This window comes from Kitasatospora sp. McL0602, assembly GCF_052076145.1.
Classification (GTDB): domain Bacteria; phylum Actinomycetota; class Actinomycetes; order Streptomycetales; family Streptomycetaceae; genus Kitasatospora.
This window is the reverse complement of the sequence record NZ_CP197246.1, coordinates 5,612,844-5,626,957: the sequence shown is the minus strand read 5'-3', so window position 1 is coordinate 5,626,957 and position 14,114 is coordinate 5,612,844. Positions and strand designations below refer to the sequence as shown.

The 14,114-nt window shown below is 73.9% G+C and carries 12 protein-coding genes; 10 read left to right on the top strand and 2 right to left on the bottom strand.

What is annotated here, in order from left to right; translation table 11 throughout:
• The first annotated feature begins 145 nt into the window (after positions 1-145).
• From ACR68M_RS25635 to ACR68M_RS25625, 3 genes are all read left to right on the top strand, one after another.
• Entirely contained in the window at positions 146-1,060 is a 915-nt protein-coding gene (locus tag ACR68M_RS25635; protein ID WP_441246470.1) for a TIGR01777 family oxidoreductase, read from the top strand.
• 317 nt (positions 1,061-1,377) lie between these two features.
• Positions 1,378-2,706, top strand: coding sequence for an FAD-dependent oxidoreductase (locus tag ACR68M_RS25630; protein WP_441246469.1), 1,329 nt, complete (start codon positions 1,378-1,380; stop codon positions 2,704-2,706).
• A 138-nt stretch (positions 2,707-2,844) separates the two neighbouring features.
• Complete coding sequence (locus tag ACR68M_RS25625) at positions 2,845-4,068, top strand: cation:proton antiporter (protein WP_441246468.1); 1,224 nt, start codon at positions 2,845-2,847, stop codon at positions 4,066-4,068.
• Between the two features lie 116 nt (positions 4,069-4,184).
• Here the strand turns inward: ACR68M_RS25625 and ACR68M_RS25620 are convergent, their stop codons facing one another.
• Positions 4,185-5,906, bottom strand: coding sequence for a regulator (locus ACR68M_RS25620; RefSeq protein ID WP_441246467.1), 1,722 nt, complete (start codon positions 5,904-5,906; stop codon positions 4,185-4,187).
• 301 nt (positions 5,907-6,207) lie between these two features.
• On the opposite strand from ACR68M_RS25620, the gene ACR68M_RS25615 reads away from it, so the two are divergent.
• The 7 genes from ACR68M_RS25615 to ACR68M_RS25585 all read left to right on the top strand — a co-directional run bounded on the left by ACR68M_RS25615 (position 6,208) and on the right by ACR68M_RS25585 (position 13,530).
• A complete protein-coding gene (locus ACR68M_RS25615; RefSeq protein ID WP_441246466.1) occupies positions 6,208-6,969 on the top strand; it encodes a 3-hydroxybutyrate dehydrogenase in 762 nt (253 codons plus the stop codon).
• Positions 6,966-8,321, top strand: a complete 1,356-nt coding sequence (locus ACR68M_RS25610) for an MFS transporter (RefSeq protein ID WP_441246465.1) — start codon at positions 6,966-6,968, stop codon at positions 8,319-8,321. The genes ACR68M_RS25615 and ACR68M_RS25610 overlap by 4 nt, the downstream gene beginning before the upstream one ends.
• 93 nt (positions 8,322-8,414) lie before the next feature.
• Complete coding sequence (locus ACR68M_RS25605) at positions 8,415-10,322, top strand: helix-turn-helix domain-containing protein (RefSeq protein WP_441246464.1); 1,908 nt, start codon at positions 8,415-8,417, stop codon at positions 10,320-10,322.
• A gap of 122 nt (positions 10,323-10,444) precedes the next feature.
• Positions 10,445-11,227 (top strand): lipoyl(octanoyl) transferase LipB, encoded by a 783-nt coding sequence (gene lipB / locus ACR68M_RS25600; RefSeq protein WP_441251711.1) that lies wholly within the window; start codon positions 10,445-10,447, stop codon positions 11,225-11,227.
• A gap of 174 nt (positions 11,228-11,401) precedes the next feature.
• Positions 11,402-12,358 carry a lipoyl synthase gene (lipA, locus tag ACR68M_RS25595; protein ID WP_441246463.1) on the top strand — a complete coding sequence of 319 codons (957 nt, stop codon included), beginning with the start codon at positions 11,402-11,404 and terminating at the stop codon, positions 12,356-12,358.
• A gap of 179 nt (positions 12,359-12,537) precedes the next feature.
• Positions 12,538-12,762, top strand: coding sequence for a hypothetical protein (locus ACR68M_RS25590; RefSeq protein WP_441246462.1), 225 nt, complete (start codon positions 12,538-12,540; stop codon positions 12,760-12,762).
• Positions 12,763-12,840: 78 nt separating this feature from the next.
• The gene (locus ACR68M_RS25585; protein WP_441246461.1) at positions 12,841-13,530 is read left to right on the top strand and encodes a DUF4191 domain-containing protein; all 690 of its coding nucleotides are present in this window, start codon (positions 12,841-12,843) and stop codon (positions 13,528-13,530) included.
• Between the two features lie 82 nt (positions 13,531-13,612).
• Here the strand turns inward: ACR68M_RS25585 and ACR68M_RS25580 are convergent, their stop codons facing one another.
• On the bottom strand, positions 13,613-14,080 hold the full coding sequence (locus ACR68M_RS25580) for an RDD family protein (RefSeq protein WP_441246460.1): 468 nt from the start codon (positions 14,078-14,080) through the stop codon (positions 13,613-13,615).
• Between the last annotated feature and the right edge of the window lie 34 nt (positions 14,081-14,114).

Sequence of the window (14,114 nt, the reverse complement as noted above, 5' to 3'; positions counted from 1 at the left end):
TCGGGAGGCTCGCCATGCACTACCCAGGGGCGCGGGGAACTGCGCGAAACCGGGAGGGACGGCGCCGCACCTTCCGCCTCGCGCACGCAGTGAATCAAGCAGAGCCTCGCGCCCCTGGGTAGTGCATGGCGAGCCTCCTGCAAGGATGGAGGGCATGCGCATCGCGGTGACAGGTTCGACGGGTCTGATCGGTTCTGCTCTGGTTCGCTCGCTGCTGGCGGACGGGCACGAGGTCGTGCGGCTGGTGCGGCAGCGTTCGCGGACGGGGCCGCAGGCGGACGGGACGACCGGGGTGGGGTGGAACCCGCAGGCGTTGCAGGTGGACGTGGCGGGCCTGGCCGGGGTCGAGGCCGTGGTGCACCTGGCGGGGGCCGGGATCGGTGAGCGGCGCTGGACGGCCGCGTACAAGGAGGAGATCCGGTCGAGCCGGGTGCTCGGCACGGAGGCGATCGCGGGCGCGCTGGCGGGGATGAAGGAGCCGCCCCGGGTGCTGGTGAACGGTTCGGCCGTCGGGTACTACGGGCAGACGGGCGCCCGGGTGATCGACGAGGAGGCGCCGCTCGGCGACGACTTCCTCGCCGAGGTCTGCGCCGCCTGGGAGGCGGCGGCCCGGCCCGCCGAGGAGGCCGGGGTGCGGGTCGCGTACGCGCGCAGCGGGATGGTGCTGTCGGCCTCGGGCGGGGCGGGGGCGCGGCTGTTCCCGCTGTTCCGGCTGGGGCTGGGCGGGCGGCTGGGCTCGGGTGAGCAGTACTGGAGCGTGGTCTCGCTGGCGGACGAGGTCGCGGCGCTGCGCTTCCTGATCGACACCGACGGGCTGAGCGGGCCGTTCAACCTGACCGGGCCGGAGCCGGTGACGAACCGTGAGCTGACGGCGGTGATGGGCCGGGTGCTGGGCCGTCCGACGCCCTTCCCGGTGCCGGAGTTCGCGCTCAAGGTGGCGCTCGGGGAGATGGCCGTGGAGGTGGCGGGCAGTCACCGGGTGGTGCCACGGCGGCTGTTGGAGGCCGGGTTCACCTTCCGGCACCCGGACGCCGAGGCGGCGGTGCGGGCGGCGCTCTAGCCCGGCCGGACACCGGGTCGCCGGGGGCCGTCCGGTCCGGCCGGGGGCGGCGCAGGGGGCGCACAGTGGCACGCGCACGGCGCGTTGCACGCCCCTGGTGACCGTACGCGCCCGGTGGCCCGCTCTGGCGGGCCTTCAGGAGCACGCTGGGTGCCCGTGCTCCCGCCCTGTGCCACCGCGCCCCTCCCGTACCCCACGATTCGCCCGAACGTGTCTGCCTGATCCTGACGTTGACGGGGCATCACCTCGTCGGACCGTGTCCCGGTGCCCTGCCGCCCTTCCTGGCCGCAACCCGGGACCAGGGAGGGAGCACGCCCGTGCCCGCATACGACATCACCCGCCGCACCCGCCGACACGCCGACCCGGACGTCGTCGTCGTCGGCGCCGGACTCGCGGGCCTGGCCGCCGCCCGCGCGCTGACCGGCAGCGGCCTCACCGTCCAGCTCCTGGAGGCGACGGAGCAGGTGGGCGGCCGGATGGCCACCCGCGAGCTCGACGGCTTCCGGCTGGACAACGGCAGCCAGCTGCTGAACAGCGACTTCCCCGAGCCGGCCAGGCACCTCGACCTGGCCCGGCTGGAGCTGCGCCCGCTCGCCCCCGGCGTGCTGGTGCACAGCGCGGGGCGCCGCCACCGCTACGGCGACCCGCTCCAGGCACCCGCCCGCCAGGCCGCCGCCCGGGGCCCCCTCGGCACCCCGCTCGACAAGGCCCGGCTCGGCGCCACCCTCGGGCGGCTCGCCGCGACACCCGTCGGCCGCCTGCTAGCCCGGCCGGAGACCACCGCCGCCCGCGCCCTGGCCGAACGCGGCCTGGCCCCCCGGACGGTGGACGGCCTGCTGCGCCCGCTGCTCGGCGCCCTGCTCAGCGACCCGGCCCTCGGCACCAGCAGCCGCGTCGCCGACCTGGTGCTGCGCAGCTACGCGCGCGGGCGGCTCTGTCTCCCGGCCCTCGGGGCGGCCTCCCTGCCGGAGCAGCTCGCCGGGGGCCTCCCGCCGGGCGTGCTGCGGCTCGGGGTGCGCGTCACCTCCGTCTCGGCCGACGGCGTCGACACTGCCGGGCACGGCCGGGTGACGGCCCGTGCGGTGGTGATCGCCACCGACGCGCGCTCGGCCGCCGCCCAGCTGCCTGGCCTGCGGCTGCCGGACTTCCACCCCGTCACCACGTACTACCACGCGGCCGACCGCTCGCCGCTGGGCGAACCGGTGCTGCTGCTGGACGCGGACCGCCCCGCCGGGCGCTCGGCCGTCTCGCACTCGCTGGTGCTGAGCGACGTCGACGCGTCGTACGCCCCGGCCGGCCGGGCGCTGATCGCCACGACGGTGCTCGGGCGGCACACCTTCGAGAGCGGCGGCCCCGCCGGGCACGAGCCGGAGGTCCGCAAGCGGCTCGCCGAGCTGTACGGCACGCCGACCTCGGGCTGGGAGTTCCTGAGCGTGCGGCACGTCCCGGACGCGGTGCCGGCCATGCCCCCGCCGCACAACCTGCGCCGCTCGGTGCGGGTGCTGGCCGGGCTGTACGTCTGCGGGGACCACCGGGACACCAGCACCGTGCAGGGCGCGCTGGTGTCGGGGCGCAGGGCGGCGGAGGCGGTGCTGCGGGACCTGCGGGTGCCGCAGGCTCCGCAGGTCGCCGAAGCCGCGGCCTGAGCGGGGGCGCGGGGAAGAGCGCGGGGAGCAGCGGGTGCAGCGCGCTGTCTTCCGATTTCGCGCCGTCCCCGCGCCCCTCGGGGCCGGCCTGGTGCGCGAGCTCTAGCATGGCGATATGACGCATAGTCGGACAAAAAGGTGAGCGCCGCCGTCGATGCCGAGTCGCTGGTGCTGATCCCCGCGTGTGCGGTGGCGGCGCCGCTGCTGGCCGACCGGGCGCTGCGGTGGCTGCCGGTGCCGACGGTGGTGTTCGAGATCGTGCTCGGCGTGCTGGTCGGGCCGGACGTGCTGGGGTGGGCGCAGGTCGGTGACCTGATCGACTCGCTCTCGCACTTCGGGCTGGCGATGCTGATGTTCCTCGCCGGGTACGAGATCGACTTCGTCCGGCTGCGCGGCGGCCCGCTCAAGCGGGCGGGCGCCGCCTGGCTGGTCTCGCTGGTGGCCGCGCTCGGGGTGGGGGCGCTCGTCAACCGCGACCCGCTGAACGGCGCCTTCGCCGGGCTCGCGCTGACCACCACCGCGCTCGGCACCATCCTGCCCATCCTGCGGGACTCGGGTGAGCTGCCGACGCCGTTCGGCGCGATGACGATGGCAACTGGTGCGGTCGGCGAGTTCGGGCCGATCATCGCCATCGCCGTGCTGCTCAGCGGCAACTCACCGGGCCGGTCGGCCGTCATCCTGGCCGCCTTCGCGGCGATCACGGCGGTGGCCGTCGGCTACGCCCGCCGCCCCCGGCCGGACTGGGCGACCCGGCTGATCCGCCGGACGCTGCGGACGTCCGGTCAGTTCGCCGTGCGGACGGTCATCCTGGTGCTGACCGTGATGGTCTCCGCCGCGATCTGGCTCGACCTGGACATGCTGCTCGGTGCGTTCACCGCCGGGATCGTCTCCAAGCTGCTGCTGGCGGGCGTGCCGGAGAGCGAGGAGGAGGTCATCGAGGCGAAGCTCGAAGGGATCGGCTTCGGCTTCCTGGTGCCGGTCTTCTTCGTGGTCAGCGGGATGAAGTTCGACCTCCGGGCACTGCTCGACGACCCCGGGACGCTGCTGCTGGTGCCGGTCTTCCTGCTGCTGCTCGCGGTCGTCCGGGGACTGCCGATCGCACTGTTCGCCCCGTCCGGGCTGAAGCCCCGGGAGAAGGGCGCACTGGCGCTCTACGGGGCGACGGCGCTGCCGCTGGTGGTGGTGATCACCACCATCGAGGTGGACGACGGCCACCTGCCGTCCTCGACGGCCGCCGCGCTGGTGGGGGCCGGGATGCTCTCCGTCCTGCTCTTCCCACTGCTCGCCCAGCGGCTCCGGGGTGGGGCTCCCACCGCTCCCCCGGACCCGGATCGGCCCCGGGTCCGGGCGGAGAGCTGGTAGCCCGTCACAGAACGGGCCAACCCCTCAGGGGCGCGGGGAACTGCGCGAAACGGGAGAGACGGCCGGTACCTTCCGCCCTCGCGCAGTTCCCCGCGCCCCTGGATGGTGCAACTGGATCAGACGACTCCCGCCTGGCGGGCTGCTTCGTCGAAGGCTCGGGCGGCCTGGCTGACGCGGTAGGGGGTGAGGCGGCGGTGGAAGTCCCGGAGGTACTCGACCGTGCGGGCGGACCGCATCTCGCCCGCTGCGCGGAGGGATTCGGTGGCCATCGCGCAGGCGTCGTCGACGTCGCCCATGCCCAGGCGGGCGGTGGCGAGGACCATCCGGCAGAAGATCCGGCTGCGGGCGTAGGCGGGGGCCCGCAGGCGTAGTGACTTCTCGGCGTGCTGGGCGGCCGGGCGCCACTGCTGGAGGTCGCGGTAGCAGTGCGCGAACTCGTCGGCGAGCTGGGCCTCGTCGAAGAACCGGGCCCAGGACGGCACTTCGTCGCTCGGCCGCCCGCTCGCGAGGGTGCGCTCGCACCGCACCAGCGCCGTGGTGCACGAGCGGACGTCGCCCATCAGGGCGTGCCCGCGAGCCTCGGCGGCGTGCATCAGGGACTGCACGACGGGCGCGGCGGCCGTGCCGACGCCCTGCTGGGCGACCCGGGCGAGCTGGATCGCCTCCCGTCCGTGGCCGAGGTGGACGGCCTGCTGGCTCATGGTGGCGAGCACGTAACCGCCGAGGACGCGGTCCCCGGCCGCCTGGGAGAGCCGCAGCGCCTGGACGAAGTACCGCTGGGCCAGCCCGTGGGCGGCGATGTCGAAGGAGGTCCACCCCGCCAGCCTGGTCAGGTCGGCCACCGCCCCGAACAGGGCCCGGCCGATCTGCTCGCCGTACCGGCCGCGCAGCATCGGCTCGGCCTCGCTCTCCAGGTACCGGACGAGCGCCTGCCGGGCGTGCCCGCCGCCGTACGCCTGGTCGAGGGCGCGGAACAGATCGCCGACAGCCCGGATCGCGGCGATGTCGCCCCGGCCGACCCGGAGCGGGGGCCGCTGGTCGCGGGCGGCCTCGGCCTCCGTGGGTACGGGTGTGCGACCCCGGCTCTGGGCCGGCACCCGGCCGACGGCGGGCTGCGAGCCGACGGCAGTCTGACCGACCGCCGTCTGACCGACCGCGAGCTGACCGACCGCGGCCTGGGGGCCGGCGGCGGGCTGTGCGGCGCGGGCGCCGGGCAGCGCGGGCCGCGCCGGGGTGGTCTCGGGCAGGCCGGGCACCGAGCCGTCGCGGGCGACGCGTTCGTCGGTGCGGCCGATCAGCCAGTCCCGGCTGGGCACCACGAGCCCGGCCGGGGTGAAGGCGATCCGGCGCAGCTCGGTCTGCGAGCCGCTGTCCTTGCGCCACATGCTGGCGACGATGTCGACGGCCTCCTGCGGGGTCTCGGCGAACTCCAGCCCGGCGTAGACGGGGGCGCAGGCGTCCAGGCCGATGTCCTGGGCGGTGAGGCGGCGGCCGAGCCGGCGGGTGAAGACCTCGGCGATCAGCGCCGGGGTGGCGCCGCGGGGCTGCTGGCCGCGCAGCCAGCGGGTGACGGACGTCTTGTCGTAGCGCAGGTCGAGGCCGTGTTCGAGGCCCAGTTGGTCGACCCGGCGGGCGAGACCGGCGTGCGAGAAGCCGGCCTCCTCGATGAGGGCGGCCAGGCGCGGGTTCTGCGTCCTGGCGGCGAGGGCCGAGTCGGCGGGCGCCCCGGCGTCGGCCGGATCGGTTGCGTGCGAAGCTTGCCCGGCCTGCTCCACGTGCGGGTGGAGCGGATCGAGCGGTCCGTACGCCGGGCTGTCTGTTGCAGGCCGTTGGGGCATATCAGTCAACACCTCTCGGACGCCTCACCGGTCCCCCCGGTACTCGGAGCCGCGCCCCCTGTCAGGGAATCGGCGTGAATGTAGCGAGCATTTCGCCGCTATGGGTGGATCTGGGCGGGCAATCCTCCGAACGGGTGACGCATTGGCGCCCGTTGTGGGGAAGACGGGGGCTCAGGTGTTTGGCTCGGACGGCCTGCTGAGCTCCGACAGCTCACCTGTCGCCTGCCCCCATAGGTGAGCCCCGGTCTGTGTCGGTCCATCACATAGGAGTGCGGCCCCGGGGTTCCTACCGTTCTCGGCCATGGACACCACATCACCCCGCCCGCTCGACGGCCGGACGGCGCTCGTCACCGGCGCCGCCGCGGGCATCGGCCGGGCCTGCGCCGAGGCGCTGGCCGCCGCCGGGGCCCGGGTCTACGTCGTCGACCTCGCGGAGCGGGCGGCCGAGGAACTCGCCGAGCGGATCGGCGGGGTGGCGTACATCGCGGACCTCGGTGACCCGTCGGCCGTGGACGCCCTGCCGGACGACGCCGACATCGTCGTCAACAACGCGGGCCTCCAGCACGTCGCGCCGCTGCACGAGTTCCCGCCCGAGCTGTTCACCAAGATCCAGCGGGTCATGGTCGAGGCGCCGTTCCGCATCCTGCGCCGCACCCTCCCCCGGATGTACGGGCGCGGGTGGGGGCGCGTCGTCAACATCTCCTCGGTGCACGGCCTGCGGGCCAGCCCGTTCAAGTCCGCGTACGTCACCGCCAAACACGGCCTGGAGGGGCTGAGCAAGACCGTCGCCCTGGAGGGCGCGGCGCACGGCGTGACCAGCAACTGCGTCAACCCCGGCTACGTCCGCACCGCACTGGTCGAGCGTCAGATCGCCGCCCAGGCGCTGGCCCACGGCATCCCCGAGGACGAGGTGATCGAACAGATCATGCTCGACCGCACCGCCGTCAAGCGCCTGATCGAGCCCGACGAGGTCGCCCAGCTCGCCGTCTGGCTCTGCTCCCCGCACGCCTCCTACATCACCGGCGCCAGCCTGCCCGTCGACGGCGGCTGGACCGCGCGATGACCGCCCCCGCGCAAGCGACGCCACCCCCGCCCACCCCGCCCACCCCTGTGAAAGGTGACCCGATGCCCCGCCTCTGGAGAGTGGTCGGTGCCAGCCTCATCGGCACGACCATCGAGTGGTACGACTACTTCCTCTACGGCACCGCCGCCGCGCTCGTCTTCGGCAAGGTGTTCTTCCCGCACAGCGACCCGCTGACGGGCACCCTGCTCTCCTTCCTCACCTACGCGATCGGCTTCGCCGCCCGCCCGGTCGGCGCCCTGGTCTTCGGCCACTTCGGCGACCGGATCGGCCGGAAGAAGCTGCTGGTGGTGAGCCTGCTGCTGATGGGCGGCGCGACCACGCTGATCGGCTGCCTGCCGACGTACAACCAGGTCGGCGTGACCGCGCCGATCCTGCTGACGGCCCTCCGGCTGGTGCAGGGCTTCGCACTCGGCGGCGAGTGGGGCGGCGCGGTGCTGCTGGTCTCCGAGCACGGGGACGCGAAGCGGCGCGGCTTCTGGGCCTCCTGGCCGCAGGGCGGCGCCCCCGCCGGGAACCTGCTGGCGGCCGGCGTGCTGTCAGTCCTGACCGGCGTCCAGTCGGACGCGACCTTCCTCGCCTGGGGCTGGCGGGTGCCCTTCCTGCTCTCCGCGCTGCTGGTGCTGGTCGGCATGTGGATACGCCTCTCGGTGGACGAGTCGCCGCTCTTCCAGCAGGCGCTGGCGGCCCAGCAGGCGCGCGGCACCGCCGAGCAGCCGCCGCTGGTCGCCGTGCTGCGGCACCACTGGCGGGAGGTGCTCACGGCGATGGGCGCACGGATGGCGGAGAACATCTCGTACTACGTGATGACCACGTTCGTGCTCGCGTACGCCGTCGGGCACGTCCACCTGCCCAAGCAGACCGCGCTGAACGCCGTCCTCGTCGCCTCGGCGATCCAGTTCGCCCTGATACCGCTCTTCGGCGCGCTCTCCGACCGGGTCGGCCGCAAGCCCGTCTACCTGGTCGGCGCGGCCGGGGTCGGCATCTGGGCCTTCGTCTTCTTCGGGCTGGTCGACACCAAGAGCTTCGGCTCGCTGCTGCTCGCCGTGACGATCGGCCTGGTCTTCCACAGCGCGATGTACGCCCCGCAGGCGGCCTTCTTCTCCGAGCTCTTCGCGACCCGGATGCGGTACTCCGGCGCCTCGATCGGCGCCCAGTTCGCCTCGGTCGCAGCCGGCGCCCCCGCGCCGCTGATCGCCACCGCCCTGCTGAAGGACTACGGCAGCTCGACCCCGATCGCGGTCTACGTCGCCATCGCCTCGGCGATCACCCTGCTGGCCGTCCTGACGGCCCGTGAGACCCGAGGCCGCGACCTCGCCGCCGCCGAGGCGTAGGGGCTCGGGGGCGTGGGGGCGTGGGGGCGTAGGGGCGAACGCGCGAGCACGTGCGCCCTTCGATGGTGCGCAGCCGACGGAGCCTCTGGCACCATGGCCCGCACCATGAACGCCTCCCCCATCGGCTCCGCGACAGCGCTCCGCAGCCTGCTGGACCTGCTCGCATCGGGCGCCGCCACCGAGGACTTCGCCGACGTGCTCGCCGAGGCGCGGCGGGCCGGTGCACCCGCCGACGTGCTCGCCGAGATCGACGACGCGACCTGGACGGCGCTGCGGGTGCACCGGACGCTGCGTCAGCACCGCCGCCGGGAGACCGAGCTGACGGCCCTCTTCGACACCGCCGGGGACCTCGCAGCCTCGCGTGACCTGGACACGGTGCTGCAGGCCATCGTCCGCCGGGCCCGAATGCTGCTCGGCACCGACACCGCGTACCTCACGCTGCCCGACCCGGCGGCCGGGGACACCTACATGCGGGTCACCGACGGCTCCGTCTCGCAGCTCTTCCAGAACCTCCGGCTCAGCCTCGGCGACGGCCTCGGCGGGCTCGTCGCGCAGACCGCGCGCCCCTACGCGACCCCGGACTACCGCACCGACGAACGCTTCCGGCACACCGGCCGGATCGACGCGGGCGTCCTGGAGGAGGGCCTGGTCGCGATCATCGGAGTGCCGCTGCTGCTCGGCGGGCGGGTGATCGGCGTGCTGTTCGCCGCCGAGCGCTCGGCCCGCGCCTTCTCCCCCGACGAGGTCGCGCTGCTCTGCACCCTCGCCGCGCACGCCGCGATCGCCCTGGACACCGCCAACTCGCTCGCCGAGACCCGGGCCGCCCTCACCGAGCTGAACGCCGCCAACGCCGTCATCCAAGCCCACGCCGCCGCCGTGCAGCGCGCCGAGCAGGCCCACGACCGGCTCACCGACCTGGTGCTGCGCGGCGCCGCGGTCTCCGACGTGGCGGCCGAGGTCGGCGCCCTGCTCGGCGCCGAGACGGCCGTCCTCGACGCCGAGGGCGGGCTGCTCGCCGGGCGGCCCGCCGCCCGCGCGGGCCTGGCCGAGGCCGTCGCAGCCTCCCGCACCGAGGGCCGGGCGGTCCGGCACGGCGACGGCTGGGTCTGCGTGGTGCTCGCCGGGCAGGAGCCGCTCGGCAGCCTGCTGCTGCACTCCAGACCGGGCCTGGACGACGCCGACCGCCGCCTCTTCGAACGGGCCGGGGTCGTCACCGCGCTGCTCCTGTTGCTGCGCCGCTCCGTCGCCGAGACCGAGAACCGCGTCCGCGGCGAGCTGCTCGCCGACCTGCTGACCGCCCCCGGACGCGACCCGGCGGGCCTCACCGCCCGGGGCCGCCGGCTCGGCGTCGACCTGACCCGCCCGCACCTGGTGCTGGTCGCCCAGGTCGGCGCCGCCGCCGACCGGACCCGCCTCGCCGGTGCCGCCGCCCGCTACCTCTTCGGCTCCCGGGGCATCAGCGCGGAGCACGGCGACGCCGTCGTGCTGCTGCTCCCCGACGACGGCTCGCACACCCCCGCGGCCACCGCCGAGCGGGCCGCCGAACGCCTCGCCCGCCTCACCGGCACCCCCGTCACCGTCGGCGCGGGCCGCCCGGCCGCCGGGCCGGTCGCCCTGGCCGCCGCCCACGCGGAGGGCCTGCGCTGCGTACGGGCGCTGGGGGTGCTCGGCCGCAGCGGCGGCGGCGCCTCGGCCGACTCGCTGGGCTTCCTCGGCGTGCTGCTCGGCGACGGGCACGACGTCGGGGCGTTCGTCACGTCCACGCTCGGCCCGCTGCTGGAGTACGACGCCCGGCGCGGCACCGAGCTGGTGCGGACGCTGCGCGCCTACTTCGAGTGCGGCGGCAGCCTGACGCGCGCCAAGGACGAGCTGCACGTCCACGTGAACACCGTCGTGCAGCGCCTCGACCGCGTCGAGATCCTGCTCGGCCACGACTGGAACCACCCCGAACGCTCGCTCGAACTCCAGCTGGCCCTGCGGCTCCAGCTGCTCGCCGAGTAACCGGGTAGCTGGGGAGCCCCCAGGGTCCGGCGGGCCTGCTCCGCCACAGGCGTACAGTGGCGAGGTTGGTCTCGAACGCCTGGCAAGGAGCAGCGGTGAGCGAGCACGTACGGTTCGTGAGGATGGGCGTCGGCGGGGAGTCGGTGCCCTACGAGGCGGCCTGGGCCGAGCAGCAGCGGCTGCACGCGCTGCGGGTCGCGGACGAGATCCCGGACACCGTGCTGCTGCTGGAGCACCTGCCGGTGTACACGGCGGGCAAGCGGACCAACCCGGAGGACTACCCGCTCGACGGCACCCCGGTGGTGCCGGTGAACCGGGGCGGGGAGATCACCTGGCACGGGCCGGGGCAGCTGGTCGGGTACCCGATCGTGAAGCTGCCGGACCCGATCGACGTGGTCGCGTACGTCCGGCGCCTGGAGGAGGCGCTGATCCGGGCCTGCGGCGAGATCGGGGTGGCGACCTCCCGGGTGGAGGGCCGCAGCGGGGTCTGGGTGCTGGGCCAGGAGCTGCCGGACGCGGTGGTCGACCCCGCGCAGGTGGTCGAGATAGGCAGCCTGACGCTGCGGATGGGCCTGCCGCTGGGGATCGACCCCCGGCTGGCCGGGCCGGAGTACGCGCCGTCGAACGCCGGGCAGCGCGGCGACGACCGGAAGCTGGCCGCGATCGGGGTGCGGGTCGCGCGTGGGGTGACGATGCACGGGTTCGCGCTGAACTGCGACCCGGACATGACGTGGTTCGACCGGATCGTGCCCTGCGGCATCCGGGACGCGGGGGTCGGTTCGCTGACCACCGAGCTCGGCCGGCCGCAGGACCGGCCGCTGGGGGTGGCCGAGGCGCTGCCGGTGGTCGAGCGGCACCTCGCCGAGGTGCTGGCCGAACTGCCGGAGCCCGCGCTCGCCCGCTGACGGGCCCCTTGGGCCCCTTGGGCCGTCCGGTCTTGATCGCCGGGAATCGCCGATACCACCCGGGTGTTGCCCTACGAATGCGGGGTCGACACCCGGCGCAAGCCGCAGAAGCACAGGCGTACCCTGGGGGTACCCCGTACACGCTTTCCATCCAGCAACGCCTAGGAGTCGCACGTGTCCGCTGTCGCACCGGACGGCAGGAAGCTGCTCCGCCTCGAGGTCCGCAACGCCGAGACCCCCATCGAGCGGAAGCCCGAGTGGATCAAGACCCGCGCGAAGATGGGCCCGGAGTACAACGCCCTGCACGCGCTGGTGAAGAAGGAGGGGCTGCACACCGTCTGCCAGGAGGCCGGCTGCCCCAACATCTTCGAGTGCTGGGAGGACCGCGAGGCGACCTTCCTCATCGGCGGTGACCAGTGCACCCGCCGCTGTGACTTCTGCCAGATCGACACCGGCAAGCCCGCCGACTTCGACCGGGACGAGCCGCGCCGGGTCGCCGAGTCCATCGTCAAGATGGACCTCAACTACGCGACCATCACCGGCGTCGCCCGCGACGACCTGCCCGACGGCGGTGCCTGGCTGTACGCCGAGACCGTGCGCCAGGTGCACGCGCTCACCACCGGCCGCGAGACCGGCCGCACGGGCGTCGAGCTGCTGATCCCCGACTTCAACGCGGTGCCCGAGCAGCTGGCCGAGGTCTTCTCCTCCCGCCCCGAGGTGCTCGCACACAACGTCGAGACGGTGCCGCGGATCTTCAAGCGGATCCGCCCGGCCTTCCGCTACGAGCGCTCGCTGGACGTCATCACCCAGGCCCGCGCGGCCGGGCTGGTGACCAAGTCCAACCTGATCCTGGGCATGGGCGAGACCCGCGAGGAGGTCAGCCAGGCGCTGGCCGACCTGGTGGGCGCGGGCTGCGAGCTCATCACCATCACTCAGTACCTGCGGCCCTCGCTGCGCCACCACCCGGTCGAGCGCTGGGTGAAGCCGCACGAGTTCGTGGAGCTCCAGGAGGAGGCCGAGGAGCTCGGCTTCGCCGGTGTGATGTCCGGCCCGCTGGTGCGGTCCTCGTACCGCGCCGGGCGGCTCTACCGGCAGGCGCTGGAACACCGCGAGAAGACGGCGGCGGTCTGAGCCACGGACGGCGGGGGTGACGCACCCCCGCCGTCCGGCGTAACCGGGCCACAAGCGGGGGTGCAGTCCGCGTACAGGGCGTCAGGCTTTCATCAGGCTTTGACGGTGAGGTCACCGGGCGGTAACACCCGGCGGCGACGATGACAGCGTTGACGTTGTCAGCGAGGGGAGTGCTCGGCATGCAGGGTAGGCAGGTGGCCAGGGACGTGGCCCGGCGCGGGGCCGCACTCCGTGAGGTGCGCTCGGTCGGCGACGCCCTGCGGTTGGCCGAGACGGTGCTGCTGGCCGGCGGCCAGCGCCAGGCCCGGCGGAACGCCTGGGCGTCGGTGTGCGAGAACCGCCGGTACGCGGCGGACCGTGAGCACGTGGCCGGCCCGGTGCAGGGCGAGCGGCGCCCGGCGTAACCCCTGCCACGGCAGCTCAGTCCTTTGGACGGGGGCGCCCTTGGTTGTCCCGAGGTGGGGCCACGTACCATGAGGCTTATGGCGAGGCAAACATCCGAGAACCCCGGGCGACTCCAGCAGATCCGCACGGCGTACCAAATGACCAAGAAGGTCGACACCAAGATCGGCCTGATCATCGCAGGCGTCGGCCTGATCGTTTTCGGCGTGTTCCTCGCAATCGGCTTTGCGATCGACCACCCGATCTACCTGGGCATCCTGGGCTTCATCGTGGCCTTCCTGGCCATGGCGATCGTCTTCGGGCGCCGGGCCGAGCGTGCCGCCTTCGGGCAGATGGAGGGCCAGCCGGGGGCCGTGGCCGCCGTGCTGAGCAACATCCGGCGCGGCTGGAACGCGAACCCGACGCCGGTCGCGGTGACCCGCAACCAGGACGCGATCTACCGAGCCGTCGGCCGTCCCGGCATCGCGCTGATCGGCGAGGGCAACCCGAACCGGGTGCGGCCGCTGCTCGCGTCCGAGAAGAAGAAGATGTCCCGCGTGGTCGGTGACATCCCCGTGCACGACATCATGGTCGGCGACGGCGAGGGCGAGATCCCGCTCAAGAAGCTGCAGATCACCCTGATGCGACTGCCGCGCTCGATCACCCCGGCCCAGGTCACCGAGACCAACGACCGGCTGCGCGCGCTCGGCGACCTGCTCTCCAAGGCGCCGATCCCCAAGGGCCCGATGCCCAAGGGCGCCCGGATGCCCAAGGGCGGTCAGGCTCGCTGACGGCTCCCACCCGACAGACACCACGGCCCCGCCGCAGATCTCCTGCGGCGGGGCCGTTCCATGTCTCCGGTGCCGGGGCTGTCTAGATCCGGACCTCGACGGTGCCGACGGCCTTGTCGTGCAGCCCACGGGTGTCCCGGTCCCAGATCAGCGCCGGGACGAGCAGGCAGAGCAGCAGCGTGCGCAGCAGCACCTGCGGGATGGAGGCGCGGCCGCCGCCGAGGCGGACCACCCGCAGGCCGAACAGCCGCTTGCCGACCGTCGTGCCGGTGGTCGCCATCAGCAGCACCGTCACGACGTAGAACAGCGGCGTGGTCCACAGGTTGGCCGAGCCCTCGTCGCCGTGGGCGATCAGCCCGTACGCGACCAGGCTGCAGAGCCAGCCGTCGACGAACAGCGCGCCGAGCCGGCGGCCGGGCCCGGCGATCGAGCCGGCGCCCTCCTCGGGCAGGCCGAGACGCTCACCGCGGTAGCCGAAGTCGGCGCCCATCTGCTCGGCGGCGGCCTTCGGGCCTTCGATCCACGATCCCAACGCTTCTCTGGTGTCCACGAATCCACACTATCCGGGCAGTCCGGGCGATCTT

Bases quoted from the DNA above. Each gene is read 5' to 3' on its own strand.
- ACR68M_RS25635 (WP_441246470.1), top strand. From the start codon at position 146: ATGGAGGGCATGCGCATCGCGGTGACAGGTTCGACGGGTCTGATCGGT.
- ACR68M_RS25610 (WP_441246465.1), top strand. From the start codon at position 6,966: ATGACCGCCCCCGCGCAAGCGACGCCACCCCCGCCCACCCCGCCCACC.
- lipB (WP_441251711.1), top strand. From the start codon at position 10,445: ATGGGCGTCGGCGGGGAGTCGGTGCCCTACGAGGCGGCCTGGGCCGAG.
- ACR68M_RS25615 (WP_441246466.1), top strand. From the start codon at position 6,208: ATGGACACCACATCACCCCGCCCGCTCGACGGCCGGACGGCGCTCGTC.
- ACR68M_RS25605 (WP_441246464.1), top strand. From the start codon at position 8,415: ATGGCCCGCACCATGAACGCCTCCCCCATCGGCTCCGCGACAGCGCTC.
- ACR68M_RS25620 (WP_441246467.1), bottom strand. From the start codon at position 5,906: ATGCCCCAACGGCCTGCAACAGACAGCCCGGCGTACGGACCGCTCGAT.
- ACR68M_RS25590 (WP_441246462.1), top strand. From the start codon at position 12,538: ATGCAGGGTAGGCAGGTGGCCAGGGACGTGGCCCGGCGCGGGGCCGCA.
- ACR68M_RS25585 (WP_441246461.1), top strand. From the start codon at position 12,841: ATGGCGAGGCAAACATCCGAGAACCCCGGGCGACTCCAGCAGATCCGC.